Source organism: Pseudoalteromonas sp. 11L1 (assembly GCF_055397545.1).
Window position 1 is genome coordinate 2,822,449 of record NZ_AP041141.1, and the last position, 26,246, is coordinate 2,848,694.

Here is a 26,246-nt window from a genome sequence, read left to right on the forward strand (position 1 = left end):
TCTATGAATTTATCGCAGCATAACCAGTTTTCATCGAAAGCAAGTCAATTATTAAGTTGGGGCCATTGGTTTACATTTGCCAATATTGGTTTGGCGCTTTTAATTAGCTTAAGCTATTTATTTGCCGACTCGCCACCCACCACTTTTATAGGTATCGCTTATATGGTGGTTACGTGGCTAAGCCACACCAGCTTTATTGCCTTTTTAGCGTTTGTGCTGACGGTCTTTCCTTTAAGTTTAGTGTTCCCCTATCCGCAGCATATTCGCGGCATGGCGGCAGTGATAGCAACAATAGGTGCTTCAATACTGACTTTAGACGCTTATGTGTATTTTAACTTAGGCTATCACTTAAATGCCTCAGCACTGCCTGAAATTATTTCGCTGTTGTGGCACCGCTTAACAAATTCACCGGCGCTCACTACCTTGCTAGCAGGAAGTATTGTATTACTTATTTTAGGCTTTCAGCTTACAGTTAGTAACTTTACTTGGCACCATCTAGCACGCTTAAAGCAATTTAAATTTGCGCGTTATGCAGGTTCTTTTTTAGTGATTTGTTTTGCATTAAGCCACAGCATTCATATTTGGGCTGATGCAAATTTAAAGTTTGATATCACCAAGCAAGACAACGTACTGCCACTTTCGTACCCTACTACAGCCAAAAGTTTACTCGCTAAAAACGACTTATTGGATGTTGAAAGCTACGAACAGGCACATAATGTTAAAATTAATAACCAAGGTATTAATTACCAAATACCTACCCCATTAGCAAAATGTGAAGATTACAACGCGGCTAAAGTTGATATTTTAGTTTTTGATAATGACGAGCAGTTAACAAAATTTGTTGCTAGCAAAAAAAGCATTTATAAAAACCAACAATTTTTACAACCCACCGATCAGAGCGACATGCTATTTGGTTTGGTGTATGGCCTGCCTGCATTTTATAAAACCGACATTATTGAGCAACAAACCTTACCCGTTTGGCAAAGCCAACGTCGAAGTGTAAAAGTATTTGGTATTGATGAGCTGAGCTTTATTAACGAGCAAGCACACAAAGACAGTGCAATCAGGGTGATTAAAGCGACTGAAAATGCAACGGTTCGTGATGATGCTACTGAGTTTTTTGCATTTAGTGTGTCTCAAAACAGCAATGAAATAGTAACCACGTCAACGCTATATAGCTCAGATAAGTTTATTTCTAAAGTGAATGGCTTAATTCAACCTAGTGATATTATTGCTACTAGCCTTGGCCAATACTTAAACTGTAATGCGCTTGCTAAGCAAACTATGCTAGGCGAAAACTTATACAGTAAAAGCAATAATATTGGCGTTAATTACTCACAAGGTGTCGTAATTGCTTATAAAAAAGATAGAATTACGCTGATTGATCGTGATGGAAACTTTAGAAACATTTCCGCGGCTGAAGGGTTTTCTATTGAGCAAGGACTTGATATTCCGTTTTTAGTACACAGTATTAAAAAGCTTAAAACGTTTTCTCAATAGCACCTCATAATATGAGCGAGCCATTAAAACTGACTCGCTTGGTTTTTGTTATTGCTCCTTTGCACTTGCTATCCCCCTCAGCTAAGTTATAGTTTTTAGGATTAAAACATTTTAACTCGATCAGAATGCGCAAAGGATCATCATTATGTTCAACGTTATTAATTTGATCATTACTGCCTGCCTTTTATGCTTTAGCTCTCTTGCACTAGCCCAAACTACCTATTACAAATGCGTAACCCCAAAAGGGACTACCTTTTCACAATTGCCCTGTAGTAACAATGCAACCATGCATAAAATAACTGCCACTGAGCCAAAACAAACAGGTGAAGAAATAAACTACACTAAGCAGTTAAACGAGCTTGAGCGCGACACCATAATTACTAACTTAGAGGCAGAGCTGCGCAGTAACCAGCATAAACTCGCTATACTTTCACGAGAAAAAGACCGTGCTGATTTTAAACAACAACAACGCTTGAATCATATATTAAGTGCCGATGATAAAAAACGAATTAGAAAAGATATTAAAAAAACGCAAAAAAGTTTAGATAAGCAATATAAAAAAGATAAAAAATTAATTGAAAAACGAATTAAGAAATTACAAAAAAAGATTGATGCCTACCAAACAGACTCTAACTAACTTAAATAAATATCATCTTAATTTGCTTGGTTTTAAACATAAAATAACATACCCTTAACAACTATAGAGTACAAACTCTAATGCGTGTTTAGTGGTGCAATTTCCTTTGACCCGCTTTTACAAATTAAATGGTATCCACCGGCACTTTACTAAACACCCAAAGGCGTCAATTAAGGAGTACTGATGCAACCACGCCAAATTGCTGAGTTAATATTAACCGGATTTAAAAAACATTACCTGCTGTTTCAAAGAACAACAGCAAAAGCGCCTCATGCGTTTGCTAAAAGAGATTGGCAAGCAATTAATGATATTAGCCGCCTACGTATTAGTTATTACGATGATCGGGTTAACGAAACCACAAAAACCTTACGTGAACGCCAACAAACAGACCAGCTAAACGAAAGTTTATGGCTTGAAGTAAAGAAAATTTACCAGCATTTTTTATGTTTTCACCCGCAGGCTGAGCTTGCCGAAACATTTTATAATTCTGTATTTTGCCGCTTGTACCACCGCCGCTATTTTCATAACGACTTTATTTTCGTTGAAGCGACACTCAAAGATGCGCCCTCAGTGCCAGTAGAGGCTGAATATAGAAGTTACTTCCCCGTCGTGGATGGTTTAAAACCAACAATTAAACGTATTATTAACCACTTTGATTTTAAAGCCGATTTTGTCAACCTTGAGCGTGATATTCGTTTATTAGTAAAAGCGTTTTATAAGCAAGCTCCCGATACTCACCACCAGCATTGGCAAATGCGTTTTGATATATTACACACGCCGTTTTACCGCAATAAAGCAGCGTATATTGTAGGACGTGTCGTATCGCAAAGCGGCGTTCAACCTTTTATCATTGCGGTACTTCATCATGAAGATAAAGGGTTATATCTTGATGCCCTACTGACTAAGTCATCGCAAATGCGGGTTATTTTTGGCTTTGCACGAGCTTACTTTATGGTAGAAACTCACGCCCCCTCAGCGTTAGTGCGGTTTTTAAACCAACTCATGCCAAATAAAACTTTAGCCGAGCTTTACAACGCCATTGGTTTTCATAAACAAGGAAAAACTGAGTTTTACCGTGAGTTTTTGAATCATTTAACTCACTCTAATGACCAATTTACCATTGCACCTGGTACACCCGGCATGGTGATGATGGTATTTACCCTCCCCTCGTTTGGTTATGTATTTAAAGTTATTAAAGATAAATTTGGCGAAAGTAAACCATTTGGTCGTGATACGGTATTAAAACGCTATCAACTGGTTAAAAGCCACGACCGTGTAGGGCGAATGGCCGACACCATAGAGTATTCAAACGTCGTATTTCCTTTAGCGCGTTTTGATAGTAACTTGTTAGCGCAGTTGTATAAAACCATTGGATCATCAATGGTCATTGAAGGTGACTGGTTAATAATAAAACATTTATATATTGAAAGACGAATGACGCCACTGAATCTGTTTTTAGAAAATGCAGATGAAAAAAGTGCCGCCGATGCCATAGAAGAGTATGGCCAAGCGCTCAAAGAAATGATTGCTGTGAATATTTTCCCCGGCGACATGTTGTTAAAAAACTTTGGGGTAAGTAAGCACAAACGGATTATTTTTTACGATTACGACGAAGTGCAATATTTAACAGACATGAACTTTAGAGCACTACCTAAGGCAAAAAGTTATGACGATTATTTAATGGATGAACAAAGTTACTCGGTTGCCCCTCAGGATGTATTTCCAGAGCAGCTATGTACCTTTGTTATGCCCAATCCAACATATAAACAATTTTTAACTAGCACGCACCCTGAATTACTTGATGTTAACTTTTGGAAACAAGCACAACAAAATATAAAAAATGGAAAGGTGAGTCACATTTATCCCTATCCTACAGCACAGCGTTTTATCCATTATTGGTAAACGTTAAGGACACACAATGAATATAAGTAAAATAGATTTAAATTTACTGGTTTACCTCGATACATTACTGCGCGAATGTAATGTTACTCGTGCTGCAAACCAGCTTAGTATTACTCAACCGGCAATGAGTAACGGACTTAAACGCCTACGTAACCTTTTTAACGATCCTATTTTAGTGCGTACCAGCGATGGTATGGTGCCGACTGAGCGTGCTATTGAGTTGCAGCCAGTAATTCGTGGAATTTTGATGACTCTTGAAGAAACTCTGGCACCTAACCGTGAGTTTGAAGCTAAACAAAGTAAGCGAGTGTTTAGGATCATGGCCAGTGATTACGCGGCCAGTACCATGGCGCCGCGTTTATTAGGGAAACTACACGAAGAAGCGCCCGACACCACCTTAGATATTTTAACCCCTAGTGATGTTACCTTTCACGATGTTGAAAACGGTAAAGTTGATATGGCGATTAACCGCTTTGAAAATTTACCACAATCGTTTCATCATAAACGTATTTGGAAAGACAGCTTTTGTTGTTTAGTAAAATCAGATAACCCCATTATTGAAAACTTTAGCCTAGACAGCTATTTAAAAGCTCGCCATATTTGGGTAAGTAAAACAGGCTTTGGTGTTGGTGTGGGGATGGACCCTAAAGATGTGCAAAAGCTGGGCTGGGTTGATGAGGCACTGGCTCATTTTGGTAAACACCGTAATATTGCCACTTTTACTCGTAACTACCATGTGGCTGTTCACTTAGCCAAAGAGAAAAATTTAGTTGCGACTTTGCCCTCAAAAGCGGCTAATATTTATTTAGACGATCCTGGGCTTAAAATACTGGAGCCCCCCTTTCCTATCCCGCCATTTGAACTTGATATGATATGGAGCCCTTTATTACACAGAGACGCTAGTCATATTTGGTTACGCCAAAAAGTAGCTGAAGTAGCGGATGAGCTAAAATAACCTTCTTACAAACTTTTATGTAAAATTTGCTTGCTAACGCTCAGTTAGCAAGCCTACTAAACAATTAAAAACCATAAAATACAAACACTTAAAAAAACAACCTACTTGGAATAGCGCTTGCTTAGTAATGACAGTATTTTAAATTAACAGAGGTCATTATTATGAGCACCCATCAAGGACAAGAAATTAATCATATTACCGACATTATCCAAGTAATGAATAGCGGCATCGACTTTTACCAAACAGCACAAGATAAAGTAAAGGACCCCGCAATAGGTGCCCTATTTCAACGTATGATTGACGCTCGTAAAGTCAGTGTGGAGAGTTTACAACCTTACGCAATTAATCAACAGGGTGAGCGCGAAGATGGCTCATCGTTTGTTGTAGAAGCGCGCCGAGCATTCACAACTTTGATTAGTAAATTTACTAACGATAACGATCAAACCTACGTTAAAGAGCTTGAGGAAGTAGAAGATAAAACCTTAGAAGAAATTAAAATAGCGTTGAAAAAACCTCAGTCCCATGATTGTGAAGCAGCGTTATCAAAGGTATTACTTACTATGCAGAGCTGCCATGCTGAAATGAGTAAAATGCAAAAACATTAAGTTTAATACAAAGAATAACCGCCCAGCCTTAGTGCTGGGCTTTTTGTTACCTTAAAAAAATCCCCTCCTGTGAAAAAAATTAGTTTCGTCACATGTTTGTAAAAATTCATCACTATTATTAGTTAAAACATCTGGTCTAGACCAAAATAAACTTAAGGTAAAACTAATAATGAAACGACATGCAATAGCCACTGCTATATTACTGTGTACTAGCCCGTTATTTATTGCCCAAGATGCCGTTGCCGGTAACGCTACATTTGTAGGCACTGTAGAAGATAGTAGATCACTGCTCTCTGGCGCATTAATCACAGTAGTTGGTACTGGTAAAAGTACCGTAACAAACTATCAGGGACAATTTGAGTTACCGCAGTTAAATCCTGGTAAACACCAACTTAAAGTGACTTATTTAGGCTATCAGCCCTATTTTGTTGATATTACTGTTGGTGAAGGCGAAATAAAAAAGCTAAAACCAATCACTCTTTTTGCTGCAAAGAATAATAACGCCATTGAAGAAATAATTGCTGTCGGCCAAATTCAGCGCGGTGAAATGGCGGCAGCTAATAACCAAAAAAATGCCAAAAGTATTAAAAATATTATTTCTGCTGACGGTATTGGAAAACTACCTGATAGAAATGCAGCTGAAGCTGTACAGCGTATACCTGGAGTATCGATTGAACGTGACCAAGGTGAAGGTCGTTTTGTTGCTGTGCGCGGTCTACCGGCACAGTGGAGCTCTGCGAGTATCAACGGCGATCGTTTACCAACGGCTGAAGAAGAAACCACCAGTCGAGCAACAGCTTTTGACTTTTTCCCTAGTGAATTAATTGAATTTGTCGAAGTGTCGAAAGCGCTAACCCCTGACCTTGAAGGTGACGCCATTGGCGGTAATGTTAATTTTATCACTAAAAAAGCGCCCGATGATTTTGTGTTTAATACTAATTTTGCAATTGGTCAAAATGAGCTTGCCGATGGCACTAATTATTCAGCAAACTTACTTTACGGCGACCGCTTACTAGACGACAAGTTAGGTTTTTTGATCAATGCGACTGCGTGGCAACGTGACTGGGCCACTGATAACTATGAGCCGCGCCGTGGCAATGATGGTTTAGGCATTTATCGCTTAGAGTTACGAGATTATACCGGCACGCGCGAAACTTATGGGCTTAATGGTGCTGTTGAGTATCAACTTGAACAAGGCACAATTAGCGCCACAGCAATGTATGGGACTTTAATTGATGACGAAACACATTATAAGCACCGTATGCGCTTTGATAAAAATCGCGCTGAAGTACAACATATCCGCAATGAATTAATTACCGAAATGACTGGGCTTGAGCTGGAGGCTGAGCATTATTTTGGTTATGACAAAACCCTGAGTTGGAAGTTATCAAGTTACGAGAATGAATTTCGTTATGGCAATACCCCAAATGGCGAAGACAACAGTTATTTTGTCGTCAGATTTGACCAAAAACAGGTTGGTTTTCAAGGACTAGAAGACAGAGGTACAGGCAAAAATTACGCTTATAATACGATTGATGGTGGCAGCGATCCATGGAATGCAATCAGTAACCATTTACCTAGTGATTTTTCGTTCGATCCTGCTAATACTAATCTTTCATGGGTAGAGTTATATAAAATATTCGTTAATGAGAAAGATAAAATTGTCGCGAGTGCCGATTTCGAATGGCAAGTAGATGCAAACTTAACTGTAAAAATAGGTGCCAAATACCGTGATAAAGAACGTGTCGCGCGCTTTAGCGATGAATTTTACGCGTGGGATGAAGCAAACTATGGCGCTGCGCCAAGCTTAAGTGACTTTACTTTGGCAGATCAGCCAGGCCGCAATGATTTTTTAAATGAATTAGCTATTGATTACCAACAGCAATTTTCGCAAGTTGTTGATACCGGTGATCTTGCGCAGTTTTGGAATAACAATAAAGACAAATTCGTACTTGATAAAAGTGAGTCTGCCTTAATTGAAAATGGCGGTGCGTTAGGACGTAACTTTGATGTTAACGAGCAGCATACCTCACTATATGGTATGGCAACCTATACAATTAATAACGACTGGGAAATACTAGGTGGTTTGCGCCTAACTCAAACTGATACTGAGGTGAATGGTTATATATACCTGGCTGATGAAGATAGAGTTACACCAAGTCATGCTAAAAATGATTACCTATCGGTGTTACCTGCATTACATGTTACTTATCACAGCGGCGAGCAAACCAATTACCGCTTAGCATTAACCCGCTCGTTCTCACGTCCTGACTTTGGCTCTTTAACACCAGGCGCAACCTACTTAGAAGCAGATAACGAACTTGTTACCGGTAACCCCGAACTCGAGCCCACCTACTCAAATAATGTTGATTTGATGGTTGAGCATTTCTTTGAACGTGTTGGTTTAGTCTCTGCAGGCCTGTTTTACAAGGACATTAGCGACCCAATTTTTCAAAGTAGCTCAATTGGTCAGTTTAATGATAACAGTGGTGTAAATATTGTGCGCCCAGAAAATGGCGACAGCGCATGGCTTGCAGGTATTGAGATGGCCTTTAATCGCGATTTGGGCTTCATCAATCCTACCCTAGATAGCTTTGGAGTAATGGTGAATGCGACATTTATGGACTCACAAATGAATATTCCAGGTCGCGACGATAAAGTAGCGATTCCGCGTCAAGCCGATAACCTCTATAACTTTACCTTATATTACGATGACAGCTTCTTTGCTGCGCGGGTTGCCCTAAATTATAAAGGCGAGTACATCGAAGAGCATGGCAGTGATCGGCAATCGGATAGCTATTATGGCGAAAATGTTAGTGTTGATTTTACTACGTCATACCAGCTTAACGAAAATGCATTAGTTTATCTTGAATTAAATAACCTAACTAACGAACCGCTTAAATATTATTTGGGAGATGAAAATCGCCCACTGCAAGTTGAGTATTATGGTGTTCGCGGCATGGTCGGTATTAATTATCAATTTTAATCTATTGTATTACGCGGGGCGAAAGCCTCGCGAAGGATAACCCTATGTTTACGCAACCAAAGTGGCTACATCGTGCACACGGTGTTGGGTTTGTTCTATTTGCAGCAAGCGCTGCATTTATGACTTACTTTTGTATGTATGCATTTCGTAAACCCTTTACAGCTAACAGCTATACAGAGTTTGACGATCCAAGTTGGCAAATTAGCTTTAAAATAGCACTCATACTGGCACAAGTATTTGGCTACTTATGCGCCAAATTTATTGGTGTTAAGGTCATTGCAGAAATGCGGCACCAACAACGGGGTCTTGCCATCATTGGTATGATTACAGCAGCTGAATTATCGCTAATTTTATTTGCCGTGACCCCTGTTGGAGTCAACGTAGTATGGCTATTTTTTAATGGTTTATCGTTGGGAATGATTTGGGGTATTGTATTTAGTTTCTTAGAAGGCAGACGAACTTCTGAGATACTCGGTGCTATTCTCAGTGTCACCTTTATTTTGGCGTCAGGTTTAGTGCGCAGTGTCGGTAAATGGCTGATAGATAATCTCAATGTTCCGGAACTGTGGATGCCTGCCGCAACCGGAGCGTTATTTTTACCCTTGTTGTTACTTAGTGTTAAGTGTTTAACCTTGTTACCCAATCCAACACCAGAGGATCAGCAGGCGCGTCAACAACGCTTACCTATGAATGGTAGAGCCCGCTGGCAGTTTTTCAAACAATACTGGTTTGGTATTAGTTGTTTAATTCTGAGTTTCTTATTATTTACTGGCTTTCGTGACTTTCGCGATAACTTTGCCGCAGAAATTTGGCAAGCACTGGGATATGGCCAAGAGCCAGCTATATTCGCCTATGCAGGCATACGTATGGCATTTATAGTCTTGATTGCACTTGGTGCAATGGTGTTAGTAAAAAATAATAAAACCGCTTTTTATGTAAACCACGGATTCATTTTGTTTGGTGCCTGCTTGTTCGTAGGCAGTACTGTTGCGTTTGAAAGCCAATTACTAAACGCTAAGGCATGGATGGTGCTCCTTGGGGCTGGCCTTTATATTAGTTACATCCCCTACAATTGCTTCTTATTTGACCGTATGATTTCTGCTGTTGGCTCAACCGCTAATGCCGGGTTTTTAATTTACTTAGCTGACTCAGCTGGTTATTTGGGCTCGGTGAGTATCTTACTCTATCGCACCTTTGTGATGCCTGAGATTAGTTGGCTTAACTTTTTTATAAACGCCTGTTACTGGGTCGGCTGTATCGCTGCATTCTTGGTATTGTGCTCACTAAGCTACTTTGTAATGCGCTTATCCCCTTTCAAACAAGTTCGCAGGTTACACCCTGTATCTACACCTACATATATAAGAGAAGAAATATGAAACATTTAGAAGCACTCATTTTAGACTGGGCCGGCACAGTTGTAGACCATGGCTCTGTAGCGCCAACCACTATTTTTGTAGAGGCATTTAAAGCCGCGTTTGATTTTGATATTACGCTGGCGCAAGCGCGTATTCCGATGGGCATGGGAAAATGGGACCATATTGCAACCCTAGGTAAATTACCGGAAATTGAATCTCGTTGGCAGGCACAATTTGGCTGCTCAATGACTAAAGAGCAAATAGATCATATTTACAATACCTTTATGCCATTACAAAAAGCTAAAGTCGCAGATCGTGCTATGCCTATTGCTGGCGTATTACCCGTAATAGCGCGTTTAAAACAGCAAGGTATTAAAATTGGCAGCTGTTCAGGCTATCCTCGCCAAGTGATGGACGTGCTTGAAGTGGCTGCCGCTGAATATGGTTACCAACCCGATCATAGCGTTGGTAGTGATGAACTAACGGCTGGCTCTCGCCCAGGGCCATGGATGGCACTTGAAAACGTGAATGCACTAGGCATTCAACGTGTTGCGAACTGTGTAAAAGTTGACGATTCAGCACCTGGCATCGCTGAAGGGTTAAATGCAGGAATGTGGACTGTTGGTGTTGCCCTAAGTGGTAATGCTGTCGGTTTAACCGAACAAGAATGGGCAGCGTGCTCAAACGATGAACAAGCCGTTTTAACCCGTCAAGCATACCAGCATTTATATCAAGCAGGTGCTCACTTTGTGATTGACTCTTTAGCTGATATTGAACCTGTTTTAATGCAAATTGAAGCAAAACTCGCTCGAGGAGAGCGTCCTTAATGAGTTATCAACCTTTTTGGTTTGATAACGCCATAAAAGAGGAGGATGCCGATAGACTTCTTCCTCAACTTCCTGAAAATCATCACACCGATATTTGTATTATCGGTGGGGGGTTTACAGGACTTTGGACCGCCATTCAAATCAAGCAACAGCAGCCCCAAAAAAAAGTGACTATTATTGAACAAGGGTTGTGTGGTCAGGGCGCATCGGGCCGTAATGGCGGTGCGATGTTAACATGGTCGACTAAATTACCCAGTCTGATTAAATTAGTAGGATTAGAAAACGCCCTTTTTTTAGTACAACAATCTGAGCAAACCGTCCATGATATTAAGCGTTTTACGCTAACTTATGCTATTGATTGTGATTGTCGAATTGATGGATGCTTTTATACAGCCTCCAACACGAGTCAAATTGGGCGACTAAGTAACGCGCTTGATTACTTAGATAAATTTAAAATTAATTCGTGGCATTCTTGTGACACTCAACAATTACAACAAACCGGTTCAAAGCAAAACCTCACTGCTCATTTTTCTGCACATGGTGGCAGTGTACAACCAGCGAAGCTCGTCAGAGGATTAAAGCGAGTCGCGCAACAGCTTGGAGTGACAATAATAGAGCAATGTGAATATATGCAACACTTTGGCGATCAACAAATAACCGTACATACAAGTCAGGGGAACCTATTATCCAATACAGTTATTTTTGCGGTTAATGCGTGGCTACCTAGTTTACATAAAGTATTTTCTCGCTCTGTTGTACTGGTTTCTAGTGACATGGTCATCACTAAGCCAATCCCAGAAGTTTTAGAGCAACTAAATTTAAATCACGGCAGTGCTATTATTGACTCTCGTCTGTTTGTTAATTACTACCGGACCACCAGTGACGGGCGGTTAATGTTAGGTAAAGGAGGAAACTTTTTTAGTTATTGTAATAAGGTGCATCCAAAGTTTGATTTGCCGAGCAGCTATGATGATATTTTAAAATCATCACTCAATTATTTCTTTGGAAGGCATCACTTACCCATAGAACGAACGTGGACGGGCGCTTCCGATCGCAGCGTTTCTGGCTTTCCATTCTTTGGTCAGCTTAACAATCAAAAAAATGTATTTTACGCAGGTGGCTACTCTGGCAATGGCATTGTACAATCTTATTTGGGTGCAAAAATTCTCTGTGCAATGGTACTCAATAATGATCCTAAGTGGCAAAACTGTGGCTTAGTTAATCAATCACTAAATCAGTTTCCTATTGAACCCATCCGAACAGCAGGTGCATATTTAGTACGTAATGCAATAAGACGTAAAGAGGCCGCAGAAGATAGTAATGCAGCAGTTCGCAGTATTGATAATTTTTTGGCTAAATTAAGTGGCAATGCTGCTAAAGTCGATTCATAAACTAGCTGAATATAATACTCACCATAAACAATATAAGTCATATTATACTCAGCTAAGCTATTATATTTTTTAGGATAAATAATCAAACGATGCTTTTATATCAAGAGATCCGTAATTATATTCATGCGCTACTAAAAACCGACGTGATTGCAGCGGGTCATAAGTTGCCTTCAGAGCGAGAATTACAACAAAAGTTTAGTTCTACCCGAATTACTGTACGCGAAGCGCTTCTGAGGTTGGAAGCTGAAGGCCTAATATTCAGTCAAAAACGTAAAGGCTGGTTTGTCACCCCAAAAAGATTAAAGTGGCACCCTGCTACTAAAGTCAATTTTTATGAATTGGCAAAACAACAAGGGTTTGTTGCACAAACGACACTCGTGAGTGTACAACAGCAGGCAAAGCTTGAAATTTGCCAAGCGTTAGATGCCCAAAAGCTTTATCATCTTCAACGTATACGTAGTCTAGATAATCGCGCCGTAATGTTTGAGCATATTTATTGTGATGCTAAACGCTTTGCTGATTTTCACTCACACCCCTTAGATACCTCTATCACCGATATTATGGCAAAACAGTACGCAACGAATATCGTTAAAGAGCAAAGCATAATAAATGTCACGGTATTACCTGATGAAGTGAGTCATCTACTTGAAAAAAATAGCGGTACACCCTGCTTACACGTTATTCGAAAGCGATTTGATGAGCATGGTTTGTTAGTTGATTATAACATTGAGTACTGGTTGCATAATGCCATTGAAATGGTGGTTGATGGCCAATAAAAAAGCGGTGTTTAATGAAAATTAAGCACCGCTTGCACGGGTGAAATTAGCTTTAAGCTTTCCAATATTGGTTTTTTGCCACAGCATCAAGCAAACGCTGTATATCGGCCTCATCTACTTCACCAATATTACCTATGCGAAAGCAATCGGCGTTAGAAACTTTACCAGGGTAAATAACAAAACCTTCTTGCTTTAACGCACTATAAAAAGATTTAAAATCATAATGCTCTTCGCTAGGCGACAAGAATGAGGTAATGATGGGGGAATGAACTTCCTCATTCAGTAAAGGTACAAACCCTAACGCTTTCATACCAGCTACCAAAGTCTTTTGGTTTTGCGAGTAACGCTTAAAGCGCTCTGCTATTCCTCCTTCCTCATCTAACTCTTGCAGGGCTTGATAAAATGCACGCACAACATGAGTTGGCGAGGTAAAACGCCATTTACCATGGTGTTGCTCCATACATAACCATTGCTGATATAAATCCAACGACAAGGAGCGCGCAATACCTTCACTTTGCTCAATAATACTTTGCTTACACACCACAAAGCCAAAGCCAGGGACACCTTGAATGCATTTATTTGCAGAGCTGATCATTACATCTATATGCCACTGTGCAAGGTCGAACTCAATACCGCCAAAACTGCTCATAGCATCAACAATAAATACCTTTTGATACTTTTTAGCTAGTGAGCCAACCTCTTCAATAGGATTGAGTATACCTGTGGTCGTTTCACAATGGACCATTGCAATGTGAGTAATACCTGAATTATTTTTTAAAACAGTATCAATCTCATCAAGGTTTGGCAGTGCCGTTTCTGTATAATTTAAAACATGACAGTCAATTGCTAAATAGTCGGCAATTTCAGCAATACGCTTCCCGTATGCCCCATTATTAATAACAAGTAACTTACCCGTTTTTGGAATAAGACTGCCAAGCGCTGACTCTACACTGGCAGTGCCACTGCCTTGCATTAATACACTAGTATAATTAGGTTGTGATGTCGCAAGCGATACTAATTTATTACGTATTGTTTGCACTATGTCGCGATTATAATCATCATCCCAAGTACACCAGTCTTTAAGCATCGCCTGCTTAACAGTATTAGAGGTCGTTAATGGGCCGGGCGTTAATAGCAAATAATTGTTCATAATTTATTTCACTCAATCTGGTCTAGTCCAGTTATTATTGAAGATTTCATAAACTAAAAACAGTGAAGTTTTTATGACACTATAAACACTGTAACTATAAAAACGATAAAAGGGCCTTACGGCCCTTTGGTTGTTAAATAACAATAGGAGAGTTATTAAAAGCGGTACTCTGCACCTACGTAGTAGTAAGCACCGTTAAAACCAAATGGCGCTGAACGACGTGAGTACTTAAATACACCATCGCTGCTGACAATGGTGTTACCCTGAGCATCTACAATTGTGCCTGAACGTGAATTACCTATGGTGTTTTCATCCGGGTAAACATCAAATAAGTTATTTGCGCCAATATTTACTGATAAATCGTCAGTCACAAAGTAATTTACTTTGATGTCAGTTAAAATTTCAGCACCATAAGTCTGGCGGCCGCCATCTTCCACTGTGTATTCACCAAAGCGATTAAGCGATAGGTTTACGGTCCAGTCGTCGCGACGATAAAGTGCACTTAAGTTAATTCGATCTTCTGGTTGCCATTCTTCAATAATAGAAATTTCTTGATCAGAAAACACATCATCAACTGGCACGGTCTCAAGCCCAGAACCTGCAGGGGTAAATAACGACACGACATCGGTTTCTGTAAAGTTAGCCGCTAAAGTAAAATCAAGCGTGCCGCCAAGGCCTTCTGTATTCCATGTAGCCACAAAGTCGATACCTTGTGTCTCAGTGTCAGCGCCATTTAAGAAAAACTGCCCTGCACCTGCACCCGAGCTTAATAGCGCAGCATCAAGACTGCTTGATAAGCCTTTACCTAAGCGATTACTAATTACAATACGGTCGTCAATATCGATTGAGTAGTAATCTAAGGTTACATTAATATTATCGCTTACGTTATAAACGATACCTAAACTGCGGTTTTGAGATTTCTCTTCTGTGAGCTTAGGAATACCTAAACTTTGCGCAAGGGTTGAATCGTTTCTAAAGGTCCCTACTTCTTCAGCCACTAAATTGCCATTAGGGCCTACAACAAACTGTGTGCTGATGTTGTTAAAATACAACTGTTGCATTGAAGGTGCTCTAAAGCCTGAGCTTAGCGCACCACGAAGTGAAATATCTTCAGTTACTGACCAGTTACCGGCTAGTTTAAAGTTAACTGTATCGCCAAACCCTTTATAATTGTCGTAACGTAACGCCCCTGAGATAATCACATCTTCAATAACGTAAGCTTCAGCATCTAAGTAAAATGAGATCACATCACGCGACTCATCAACCGAAGATGCTGGCGATGAACCACCAAAGCCTTGTGTGCCACCGGATGCGTTTTCGCTGCCAATACCACCGCTTAGTCCATCGTAAATATTAACACCATTGTTGGTATCGTAATCACGATATGCATATTCACTACCCTCTAAAATTCGGTACTCATCGGTACGAATTTCAGCACCCATTGCTAACGAGTAGTCATCAAAATTTTGAGTAAAATCAAGATTGATCGTTTGCAGTGATAGCTCCATGCCATAAGCGTAACCTTGACGGGGAATCGTGGCGCGAATATCTGCTGCACTTAGGCCTTGGTCATAACGTAAAAAATTCGCGTAAGAGCCGTTAATAGTATCGCTGGTCGTGTAGTCAATACTGTTTTCACCATAGGTGTACGATAAATCTAAGCTTGAGTCGTTATCAAATTCAGTTTTATAACCAAAGTTATAGGAAATATCATCAATCGTGGTATTTATTTTAGGTAAGAAGCCAGCTGGGATAGTTGCATCGCCATCTTGAAGTACCGGATTACCACCTGCATTGGCATTATGACGGAAAAATGCCGCTGATTCGTTATCACGAGTTGAATAGGTAATAAAACCGTATAGTTCACCCGCTCCTAATTCGTAGCCGGTGTTAACTGTTAAACCAAATTGTTGAGAATCAGCGTCACCAATTCTGAATGTATCACGTGGTGCGGTTAATTCGCGTGGATCACCTGCAAGCAAGGTGCCATCAGAAAGTTCAGTACAGCCATAGAACTGGCATGAGCCATGAAGGCCCGCACGGTTAGTTGGTGCACGATCACGGTAGTTGATGGTTGTATTTAAATAACCGTTATCACCTAAAGCAAAGCCTTTATTAAAGTCAATATTAACGGTTTCGCCATCACCTTCTGAATACTCACCGTAGTTAACGGCCGCTTTACCACCTTCGCTGCCATCTTTTAGCACGATATTAATAACACCGGCAATTGCATCCGAACCATATTGAGCTGCAGCGCCATCGCGAAGCACTTCAATACGTTTAATTGCTGAGGCTGGAATCGCATTCATGTCAGTACCCGCAGTACCACGACCAACCGAGGTATTAATATGAATAATACTTGCTTGGTGGCGACGCTTACCATTGATCAATACCAATGTTTGGTCAGGGCCAAGGCCACGTAACGTTGCAGGTCTTAATGCATCAGTACCATCACTAATAGATGAACTTGAAAAGTTAAAAGAAGGTGCGATAGCTTGAAGCATGCGGCCAACTTCTGTTTGGCCGGTGTTTTCGAGTGCTTCTGCACTTAAAATATCAACGGGGACAGGTAAGTCTTCAACTGAACGTCCTGCGACACGACTACCTACAATAGCAATTTTTTCGATGTTTTGTTCTGCGCTTTGTTCAGCGGCATTTATTCCTTGTGAATTAACTGCAAGTAAAGCAGGTAATACGGCAGCACTAACTCCTGAAAGCTTCATCATGTTGTTATTCTTCCTATTGATTTGTTTGAGTTTAATACTCAGTAAACCATTTTGATCAACAACCGCATCGAGCTCAGTCTCAGCTAACAATGCGTTTAACGCATCGAGTTGAGAATAAAATCCATATAATGAATTTGCCTCGTACTGTTTAGCAAGCTCATACGAAAAAACCACTGTTTGTTCAGTTTGCTTAGCAAATTCTATCAAGGCTTTGTCTGCTCGTTGCGCTTTTATATCAAACTGCATCATTTGTCCCTCAGTTTGACTCGCATGCACACTGATACTAAAAAACAGCGGTGCAACGAGTCCCAGCGGACTTAAATAACACGTATGGTTACTGCGCAACTTATATAAACAGTTAGCAAACAAAAATCCTCTATAGGTTTTTATCATTTTTTTAATCTTTAAATTACTTTTTACACCCTTATGAGTAACATTGATTAACAATGGCGTGATTTTCATTACCATTACCTATGATTTTTTTTGATATTTTAAACTAACAACATGCTCGCCTAAACGCTCATGTTCAATTGAAAAGTTATTTTGTAGGCTCTCTAAAAGCCCTGCAACATCACCTGCTTTAAAAACGCCTGCCACTTTAATGCGCGCTAATTCATCAGATGATAATTCAAACCGAGTGGCGGTATAACGGCTAACCTCATTTAAGGCATCAACTAACTTTTCGCCATTAAATATCAACATGCCATTTTGCCAAGCTAAATCACGTTGTACATCATCAACCGATAACTGTGTGATTGGTTTGGTAACGCTTTGTTCAATAATGGCTTTTTCACCAGAAATCACAATGTTGGCATTAATTTGGCGAATATCTTGGTTGCTGTTATCAGCTTGTTGATACGCTTTAAAATCGTCAGCATTAACAGCAACACTAGGGTCGGTGATCATCACTTTACCTTCAGTGACTACCAATTCGAGATCAGAAGAGGTATTGCGCTGCACGTTGAATACTGTACCAAGCGCGGTAAAGCTTTTATCCCCCGCCATAACACTAAACGGGCGTGATGCATCTTTAGCTACATTAAAACGCCCTTCTCCACGACTTAGTAATAACTGTCTGCGTCCTTGGCTATAAGCGACTTCCAATGAACTATTAGTATTAAGCTGAACTATTGTGCCATCTGGTAAAACATAGGTTGCTTGCTCGCCAACCTTTGTTTTATAAATTTTTGTGTAATTTACTTTAGCGAGATCTTGGTTAAAGTTGCTCTGCATGTTTAGCAAAAAGTAGCTACACATCATTAAGGCTGCAACAACACTTGCCGCAATACCGTATACATAAGCAGGCTTGGTTTGAATGCCAGCTGAGTGCTTATTAGGAAATAATACGCTGAGCTCGTTAAGCACACTTAAGTCATCCCACAGTTGTGCTAATTCATATACCGCATTCTGATGAGCCGTGCTTTGTAGCATCCACAGTTTAAATTGCTCTTGCTCTTGTGTACTTAAGCCACGATCAATCGCGCTTATCCATTGCGATGCTTTTTCTAAGATTAACTCTTTTGATGTAAATTGATGGATGTTACTCATTTTACAGCCCTCACTATGCTCGCACTTTGTTGGCAATTCTCATCGTGCGCTTCGTCGCGCATATATAGCATGGTGTTTAGTAGCCCTTTAGCAATGTGCTTTTCTACCGTACTTTGACTTAGCTGCATTTGCTGTGCGATCTCTTTTTGGCTCATCCCATATACTTTTTTTAATATAAAACATTTTCTCACTACAGGGCTTAGTTGCTCAGTAGCACGACAAAATAGTAAAAAACGTTCTTTGGAGGTATATTCATCTTCTAATTGCATCGATTTTAGCAATTTAGGAAGTTCAGTTTCGTGATTTAAAGGAGTACTAAATTTATTATCCCATTTAGCTATATGATTTAGGGCGAGATGTTTAGCTGTTTTCAACATATAACTGCGGGTGTATTGAATATCTTGTTTTAGCTCTGCTTCATAACTTTTAACAAAGGTTTCTTGAACAATATCATCAACATCGTCAGGTAACACAATTTTAGACACAAAGCGCCGCAGTTGCGTGGATATATCTGAGAATGTACTGGCTAATTTAATTCCTCGAGCCACGTGGTAGTCCCTTGTTATTATTATTACGGTAAGATTACGAGTTTTATGGTTAATTACAAGGCATTTTGTTAATTATTGGTTATTTATTAGTTGCGAATATACGCACTCAGTATAAATGTATTAATATTTATTATGTTCTTAATCATTATGGCTGTATAAAAAGTAGCACCCCTAGCGTTTTTATAGTGAAGCCAAACCCTTATTTAGCTTAATTTTTATTGGGTTGCTGTGTAGTAATTTAATAACCGCAACGCTACTATTAACGGATAGAGGCTAGGAGTTAAAAATGAATAATCAAAAATTAGCTGATTTTGAGCTTTACTTTCAAATTGAAGAGAGCAATCGCGTCAATCTATTTGCCGTAGATGACGCAGTGGTACCAAAAAGTTTGGCTGAACTAGACGCAGATATTCCGCCTTTATTTAAACTTGCTAACGAAGTCAGTAGTTTAGATCAAAGTGCTTTGGGTCCTTTGCGTAATTTAGGAGATATTGCCCAAGAACTGACGACGTTTTTACAAGCCCAGTCGCGTAAGATAGATTTGATCATGAGCCATATTTTAGCTTCAGAACAACCTGAAGATAACTCAATTTATTGCGATAGTTATGGCGGCGGCGGAATTAAGTTTACCAGTGAACATTTGTACACATTAGGTCAGAAATTTCGTACCAAACTGTTTTTACAGCATGAAGCCTCTGCGGTGTATTGTTATAGCGAAGTTGTTGCTATAGAAAAACAAGGCAATGAGCATTACCAGTATACCCTGCTGTTTGTATCAATAAGAGACAGTGATCAAGAGTTGGTTGTTAGAGCCAGTTTACATGCGCAAACACGCCAACTTAAAAAGCGTCAACAACTTGAAAAAGCGAAAGAGAGTTCAAACGAATAACACGAGTGTTTATTTACCTGTTTAAATCGCTTTAAATTGTAGTTCAAACGTTTATTTAAAAGTGACTTAGCTGTAATTGAACTGCTAAACTAGCCCCATCTTTATTTGTATTAAAAATCCATGAACTTTAGACTTTTACCTGAATGGGCCGAGCAAGATGCTGTTATGCTTACATGGCCTCATAAAAATACCGATTGGGCTGATAATTTAGCACGTGTTGAACCCGTTTATATTGAACTTGCGAAACATATTACTGCGCAACAAGCCTTAGTGATTGTTGCTCATGATGAGGTATTAAAAACCCACATTAGCTCATTACTAAATGATGCTGGTATTGAGCAAACCCGTGTATATTTTGTTGTTACTCCTACTAACGACACGTGGGCGCGTGACCATGGCCCACTTACGTGCAGCGCTATAGAAAAGCCAGATCAATTAAAAGTCTACGACTTTACCTTTAATGGCTGGGGTAATAAGTTTGAAAGCGCCCTTGATAATCAAATAAACCACACATTAGTTAAACAGCTAAGTAATACAAGTAACCAGTATCAAGCCCTCGATATGGTGCTTGAAGGCGGTGGTATTGAAATTAATGAACACGGTGTATTGCTAACAACCAGCGAATGTTTACTGAATAAAAACCGTAACCCTGATTTAAATCCAAGTGACATAGAAGTACTTTTAAAAGCGCACTTAGGCGCTACTGATTTTTTATGGGTTGATCATGGTTATTTAGCCGGTGACGACACCGATAGCCACATTGATACGCTTGTTCGCTTTGCACCTAACAACACCCTTGTGTATGTAAAATGTGACGATAAAAGCGATGAGCATTTTAGCGCGCTAGATGCCATGGAAAAACAACTACAAAGCTTTAAAACTGCTGATAACACCCCATATAAGCTAATTGAGTTACCGTGGCCAAAAGCCGTGTATGACGATGAAAATACGCGTCTACCTGCCACCTATGCAAATTACTTAATTATAAATAACGCAGTATTAGTGCCTATTTATGATGATGTAAACGACCAACGTGCTTTAACACAAGTTCAAAAAGCATACCCAGAGCACACAATTATTGGTGTAAATTGTTTACCTGTTATTGAGCAATTTGGCAGTCTTCACTGTATTACAATGCAATTACCTCGTGGATTTTTAGCTGGAGCAGCACAATGACAAGCCCTGCACATTTATCAGTTGCCTTAGTGCAACAAAGCAACAGTGACAACGCTGAACATAATATTGAAAAGTCAATTGCGGGCATTCGCGATGCAGCTAGTAAAGGCGCGCAACTTGTTGTATTACAAGAGTTACACCGCAGTTTATATTTTTGCCAAACCGAAGACGTTGATGTATTTGATTTGGCCGAAACAATACCAGGCCCAAGTAGCAACACTTTAGGCAAACTCGCAAAAGAGCTCGGTATTGTTATTGTAGCTTCATTATTTGAGAAACGTGCTACGGGTCTTTATCACAATACCGCCGTGGTGCTTGAAAAAGACGGCAGCATTGCAGGTAAATACCGTAAAATGCATATTCCAGACGACCCAGGGTTTTATGAAAAATTTTACTTTACTCCCGGGGACTTAGGCTTTGAGCCTATTCAAACCTCAGTCGGTAAGCTTGGCGTACTGGTGTGTTGGGATCAATGGTTTCCTGAAGCCGCGCGTTTAATGGCAATGGCCGGTGCTGAACTTTTAATCTACCCGACAGCTATTGGCTGGGATCCACGCGACGATAAAGACGAGCAAACCCGCCAAAAAGATGCTTGGGTTATTTCACAACGAGCGCATGCGGTTGCTAATGGCGTTCCGGTAATTAGTTGTAATCGAGTTGGTCATGAAAGCGATCCGAGCGGTCAAAGTGACGGCATTCAATTTTGGGGCAACTCTTTTATTGCAGGCCCTCAAGGCGAAATGTTGGCAGAGGCTGATAACCAAAATGAACAAATATTAATGGTAAAACTTGATCAAAAACGCAGCGAGAACGTAAGACGTATCTGGCCGTATTTACGCGACCGTAGAATTGATCATTATCAAGATTTAACAAAAATTTACCGTGACTAAATAATAATGTGGCTCTTACTTGTTAAGAGCCTAATTTAATGGAGTAATTAATGGCGTTTGAGCAATGGGCAGCCTTGCCTTGGGTAAAATCTCAAAAAGATAAAATTCAATGGGGCGAACTTCTAGGCAGTGGCTTAAGCATTGCTATTGCACAAGGTGTTAAGCAGCAAGACAACTTAGTGTTAATTGTTACCCCTGATACACCAAGTGCTCTGCGCCTTGAAACAGAATTAGAGTACTTGCTGCCTGATAACCCAGTAATGGTTTTTCCAGATTGGGAAACATTGCCTTATGATCACTTCTCTCCCCACCAAGATATTATTTCAGCACGTTTAGCAACACTCAATACACTGAAAAAAGAGCAACAAAGCGTGCTCATTGTGCCGGTATCAACCTTGATGCTGCGCACTGCCCCAGCATCATTTATATACGGCTCAACGCTGAATTTTAAAGTAGGCGACAGATTAGATACCCATGCCCTGCGGGACAATTTAGAGCAAGCGGGTTACTTACATGTGCAACAAGTCATGGAGCATGGCGAGTACGCTATACGCGGCTCAATTGTTGATTTATACCCCATGGGGAGTAAGCATCCATTTAGGCTCGACTTTTTTGATGATGAGCTTGATACCATCCGTTTATTTGATGTGGAAACTCAGCGCTCAGACGATAAAGTAGAAAAAATTGAGCTACTACCTGCTCATGAGTTTCCTACTAACGAATCAGATATTGAACGTTTCAGAATAAGCTATCGTGAAAAATTTGGCGCAAGTGCTGAGCAAGACTCTGTCTACATGCAGGTCAGTAAAGGTAATTGGCCAGCAGGTATAGAATATTACATGCCGCTATTTTTTGAAGGCTTAGCAACCATTTTCGACTACTTGCCTGACTCAACAACCGTCATGCAATTAGGAGATTTAGAGCATGCAGCAGATAACTTTTGGCACGATGTTAATGTACGCTATGAGAACCGCCGTGTAGATCCTCTACGCCCACTATTACCACCCGATGAGTTATATCAGCCAATTAATGAGCTGTTTTCTAATTTAGGCAATTATGGCCGCATTCGTCTATCGCAAGCAAAGTTAGGCACAAAAGCGGGCAATAAAAATCTCGCAGTTAATGAATTGCCCAATGTACGCATCGATCATAAACAACATCAACCCTACGATGCATTTATTAACTATGTAGCTGAGCAAAAAAAGAAAAAAGGCCGAGTGGTTATTAGTGTTGAGTCGGACGGTCGACGCGAATCATTACTGAGTATATTAAAACCCAGCGGCTTAAAATTTAAAGAATTTGATAGCTTTGAGCAGTTTACCAACAGCAGTAATGACGTTGGTTTAATTGTCAGTCCGCTTGAGCAAAGTGTGGTGCTTAGTACTAAACCAAGCTTGAGCATTATTACCGAGCAAGAATTGCTTGGGATCAAAGTATCACAACGCAGACGCCGTAAGCACAAGTATGAAGCAAGCCAAGACGCGTTAATTCGTAACTTAGCAGAGCTTAAAGAAGGACAACCGGTTGTGCACCTTGACCATGGTGTGGGCCGTTATCAAGGGCTGCAAACGATTGATGCCGCCGGTGTGGTGACTGAATTTGTGACCATTACTTATGCAGGTGAAGCAAAACTGTATGTGCCGGTATCGGCACTTCATATGCTTAGTCGTTACTCTGGGGGTGAAGAGGCCAGTGCGCCACTGCATAAGCTCGGCTCTGATGCCTGGGATAAAGCAAAAAAACGCGCCGCTGAAAAAGTCCGTGATGTGGCTGCTGAGTTACTCGATATTTACGCACAACGCCAAGCCAAGCCTGGTAATAAGTTTACGCTTGATGGCCAAGCTTATCGCCAATTCAGTGATAGCTTTCCGTTTGAAGAAACAGATGATCAACGTAACGCCATTGAAGCGGTACTTGGTGACATGCAGTCAAAACAAGCCATGGATCGTTTAGTATGTGGTGATGTGGGTTTTGGTAAAACCGAAGTAGCTATGCGGGCAGCCTTTGTAGCGGTTAACGATAATAAGCAGGTGGCTATTTTAGTCCCTACCACCCTACTTGCTCAACAACACTACGATAACTTTAAAGACCGCTTTGCTGATTTTCCAATTGAAGTGGGGGTGCTATCGCGTTTTAATTCGACCAAAGAGCAAAAAGAAACCCTTGAAAGAATGAATGATGGCAAGCTAGATGTGGTTATTGGCACTCATAAATTGATTCAACAAGATATCAACTTCAAAGATTTAGGCCTGTTAATTGTTGATGAAGAACACCGATTTGGGGTTCGTCAAAAAGAAAAAATTAAAGCTCTGAGAGCTGATGTAGACATACTCACTCTGACCGCAACCCCTATTCCGCGTACATTAAATATGGCGATGAGTGGCATGCGTGATTTATCAATTATTGCCACTGCGCCGGCTAAACGTTTAGCGGTTAAAACCTTTGTACGCCAACGCGACGAAGAGCTTATTCGCGAAGCGGTACTACGTGAAATTAAACGTGGCGGTCAAGTATACTTTTTACATAACAACGTAGAAACCATTGAACGTGTCGCTCAAGAAATTAGTGAATGGGTGCCTGAGGCAACAGTAACCTCTGCACATGGTCAAATGCGAGAGCAAGAGCTAGAGCAAATAATGACCGATTTTTATCATCAAAAATACAATGTCCTTGTGTGTACCACGATTATTGAAACCGGTATTGATGTGCCCACAGCAAACACCATAATTATGGATAGAGCCGATAAACTTGGTCTTGCTCAGCTACACCAATTGCGCGGACGTGTAGGTAGAAGCCATCATCAAGCCTATGCTTACTTACTTACCGGTAACCCTAAGGCACTCTCTAAAGATGCGAAAAAACGTTTAGATGCGATTGCATCATTGGAAGATTTAGGTGCAGGCTTTGCCTTAGCAACTCATGATTTAGAAATTCGTGGTGCGGGTGAGCTATTAGGCGATGATCAATCAGGGCAAATGCAAACCATTGGCTTTAATTTATACATGGAAATGCTTGAGCAAGCCGTTAACGCACTTAAAAATGGTCAAGAGCCAACCCTTGAAAATCTATTACAAAAACAAACAGAAGTAGACTTAAAGTTACCTGCCTTGTTACCTGATGATTATATTCATGATGTTAACGCGCGTTTAGGTATGTACAAGCGAGTAGCAAGTTGTGCTAACCTTGCTGATATTGATGAGCTGCAAGTTGAATTAATAGACCGCTTTGGTTTATTACCTGATGCAGCTAAAAACTTATTTAGTTTACAACAACTAAAGATGCAAGCGAGTAATTTAGGCATAACTAAAATAGAGGCTAACCCGAAAGGGGGCTACTTTGAGTTTAGTCAAAATACTAAGGTTAATCCTAGCTTCATTATTGGTTTGATACAAAGTGCGCCACATATTTATAAGATGGATGGCGCAAATAAATTACGCTTTGCCATTAGCGAGGCGAATGCCCGTGAACGCTTAAAAATGATCACTGCTATGATTGCAGATTTCGAAAAAAAGGTTAGCCATTAATGTTGCTGAAAAAATCGCTGGTTGTTTTATGCTGCTTGTTTAGTAGTACTGCATTTGCAGAGCGTTGGTTTGAAGTAGAAGTGTTGATATTTAAACAACCCTTTGCCCCATACCTACAAGAAGACTTTAGCTTAAAGCACGACGCCATTGAAGATAAAAACACCTTAGATTTACTAAGCCCTGTTTATAAAAGCCAAGCAATGGACGCATGTATAAACGGCGATCCGCGTTTTCAAAAGCGTACCTTTGCTGACACTCTAGTCAACTCAAACCCTCAGTCAGCAGCGTGTAACGACAGCATTGATTATGTCAAGAGTTACGATGTACTGCCAGTGATCCCTCAAGCACCTGCACAAGAGACGATGGAGCAAACTTACCTGTTAGCCCCTGAGCAGTTGCAGTTTCAATCACAACGCCAAGCCCTAGACCGTAAAGGGTTAACTCCTTTATTACATACTGGGTGGCGATTTGAAGGTGCGAGCAAATTACGTTCGCCTAGCATTCACTTGTTTGCAGGCAGCCAATTAAAAAACAATATGAACACCACGATTAGCTACGCAGATTCTGATTTTATTAGCTTAATAAATACGCCTGAGCCACTGTTTGACGAAGTTCAATCTCCCAAAATGAAATGGGAATTAGATGGCCTATTCAAAATACATTTGCGCCATTACTTATTCATTAATGCACACTTTGATATAAATGAAAGACGTAACAATGGCGATCTAGAGTCAGCCCGCTTTTCACAGTTTAGACGGGTGTTTAGTGAAGACATTCATTATTTTGATCACCCTCGTATGGGGATGATTGTGCAAATTCGAAAATTTAATCATTAACAATACTCATTTCAAAGGAAGTAGC

At 40.2% G+C, this 26,246-nt stretch carries 19 protein-coding genes; 15 read left to right on the plus strand and 4 right to left on the minus strand.

From position 1 onward, the window contains the following. Positions 1 to 3: 3 nt before the first annotated feature. The 10 genes from ACZ5WS_RS13195 (at position 4) to ACZ5WS_RS13240 (ending at position 12,934) form a co-directional block, all read left to right on the plus strand. Positions 4 to 1,500: a DUF3413 domain-containing protein gene (locus ACZ5WS_RS13195; protein ID WP_138606998.1), complete on the plus strand. Its 1,497-nt coding sequence runs from the start codon at positions 4 to 6 to the stop codon at positions 1,498 to 1,500. 145 nt (positions 1,501 to 1,645) lie between these two features. Next, complete coding sequence (locus ACZ5WS_RS13200) at positions 1,646 to 2,137, plus strand: DUF4124 domain-containing protein (protein ID WP_138607000.1); 492 nt, start codon at positions 1,646 to 1,648, stop codon at positions 2,135 to 2,137. A gap of 183 nt (positions 2,138 to 2,320) precedes the next feature. After that, entirely contained in the window at positions 2,321 to 4,039 is a 1,719-nt protein-coding gene (aceK, locus tag ACZ5WS_RS13205; protein ID WP_464709003.1) for a bifunctional isocitrate dehydrogenase kinase/phosphatase, read from the plus strand. Between the two features lie 16 nt (positions 4,040 to 4,055). Further along, entirely contained in the window at positions 4,056 to 4,994 is a 939-nt protein-coding gene (locus tag ACZ5WS_RS13210; RefSeq protein ID WP_008468187.1) for a LysR family transcriptional regulator, read from the plus strand. 161 nt (positions 4,995 to 5,155) lie between these two features. Next, positions 5,156 to 5,599, plus strand: coding sequence for a ferritin-like domain-containing protein (locus ACZ5WS_RS13215; RefSeq protein WP_290170743.1), 444 nt, complete (start codon positions 5,156 to 5,158; stop codon positions 5,597 to 5,599). A gap of 169 nt (positions 5,600 to 5,768) precedes the next feature. Continuing rightward, positions 5,769 to 8,585, plus strand: a complete 2,817-nt coding sequence (locus ACZ5WS_RS13220; RefSeq protein WP_464709006.1) for a TonB-dependent receptor — start codon at positions 5,769 to 5,771, stop codon at positions 8,583 to 8,585. A gap of 44 nt (positions 8,586 to 8,629) precedes the next feature. After that, positions 8,630 to 9,961 carry a DUF5690 family protein gene (locus tag ACZ5WS_RS13225; protein WP_464709008.1) on the plus strand — a complete coding sequence of 444 codons (1,332 nt, stop codon included), beginning with the start codon at positions 8,630 to 8,632 and terminating at the stop codon, positions 9,959 to 9,961. Next, complete coding sequence (gene phnX, locus ACZ5WS_RS13230) at positions 9,958 to 10,767, plus strand: phosphonoacetaldehyde hydrolase (protein WP_290170741.1); 810 nt, start codon at positions 9,958 to 9,960, stop codon at positions 10,765 to 10,767. Before ACZ5WS_RS13225 ends, phnX begins: the two co-directional genes overlap by 4 nt. Continuing rightward, a complete protein-coding gene (locus ACZ5WS_RS13235; protein WP_464709011.1) occupies positions 10,767 to 12,158 on the plus strand; it encodes an FAD-dependent oxidoreductase in 1,392 nt (463 codons plus the stop codon). Before phnX ends, ACZ5WS_RS13235 begins: the two co-directional genes overlap by 1 nt. Before the next feature lie 89 nt (positions 12,159 to 12,247). Then, on the plus strand, positions 12,248 to 12,934 hold the full coding sequence (locus tag ACZ5WS_RS13240; RefSeq protein ID WP_464709013.1) for a GntR family transcriptional regulator: 687 nt from the start codon (positions 12,248 to 12,250) through the stop codon (positions 12,932 to 12,934). A gap of 52 nt (positions 12,935 to 12,986) precedes the next feature. Here ACZ5WS_RS13240 and phnW read toward each other — a convergent pair whose 3' ends face one another. From phnW to ACZ5WS_RS13260, 4 genes are all read right to left on the minus strand, one after another. Then, entirely contained in the window at positions 12,987 to 14,084 is a 1,098-nt protein-coding gene (gene phnW, locus ACZ5WS_RS13245) for a 2-aminoethylphosphonate--pyruvate transaminase (RefSeq protein WP_212751293.1), read from the minus strand. A gap of 155 nt (positions 14,085 to 14,239) precedes the next feature. Beyond that, positions 14,240 to 17,272, minus strand: a complete 3,033-nt coding sequence (locus ACZ5WS_RS13250; protein WP_464709014.1) for a TonB-dependent receptor plug domain-containing protein — start codon at positions 17,270 to 17,272, stop codon at positions 14,240 to 14,242. Between the two features lie 9 nt (positions 17,273 to 17,281). Beyond that, entirely contained in the window at positions 17,282 to 18,358 is a 1,077-nt protein-coding gene (locus tag ACZ5WS_RS13255) for a FecR family protein (protein ID WP_178955733.1), read from the minus strand. Next, positions 18,355 to 18,906 carry an RNA polymerase sigma factor gene (locus ACZ5WS_RS13260; protein ID WP_178955731.1) on the minus strand — a complete coding sequence of 184 codons (552 nt, stop codon included), beginning with the start codon at positions 18,904 to 18,906 and terminating at the stop codon, positions 18,355 to 18,357. Before ACZ5WS_RS13260 ends, ACZ5WS_RS13255 begins: the two co-directional genes overlap by 4 nt. A 286-nt stretch (positions 18,907 to 19,192) precedes the next feature. Between ACZ5WS_RS13260 and ACZ5WS_RS13265 the strand changes: the two genes are divergently transcribed. From ACZ5WS_RS13265 to ACZ5WS_RS13285, 5 genes are all read left to right on the plus strand, one after another. Continuing rightward, on the plus strand, positions 19,193 to 19,795 hold the full coding sequence (locus ACZ5WS_RS13265) for a PilZ domain-containing protein (protein ID WP_464709017.1): 603 nt from the start codon (positions 19,193 to 19,195) through the stop codon (positions 19,793 to 19,795). 120 nt (positions 19,796 to 19,915) lie between these two features. Beyond that, positions 19,916 to 20,971 carry an agmatine deiminase family protein gene (locus ACZ5WS_RS13270; RefSeq protein WP_464709019.1) on the plus strand — a complete coding sequence of 352 codons (1,056 nt, stop codon included), beginning with the start codon at positions 19,916 to 19,918 and terminating at the stop codon, positions 20,969 to 20,971. Further along, the gene (locus ACZ5WS_RS13275) at positions 20,968 to 21,861 is read left to right on the plus strand and encodes a carbon-nitrogen hydrolase (protein WP_464709022.1); all 894 of its coding nucleotides are present in this window, start codon (positions 20,968 to 20,970) and stop codon (positions 21,859 to 21,861) included. Before ACZ5WS_RS13270 ends, ACZ5WS_RS13275 begins: the two co-directional genes overlap by 4 nt. 50 nt (positions 21,862 to 21,911) lie before the next feature. Continuing rightward, the gene (gene mfd / locus ACZ5WS_RS13280) at positions 21,912 to 25,385 is read left to right on the plus strand and encodes a transcription-repair coupling factor (protein WP_464709024.1); all 3,474 of its coding nucleotides are present in this window, start codon (positions 21,912 to 21,914) and stop codon (positions 25,383 to 25,385) included. Continuing rightward, a complete protein-coding gene (locus ACZ5WS_RS13285; protein WP_464709026.1) occupies positions 25,385 to 26,221 on the plus strand; it encodes a peptidoglycan binding protein CsiV in 837 nt (278 codons plus the stop codon). The genes mfd and ACZ5WS_RS13285 overlap by 1 nt, the downstream gene beginning before the upstream one ends. The last annotated feature ends 25 nt before the right edge of the window (positions 26,222 to 26,246 follow it).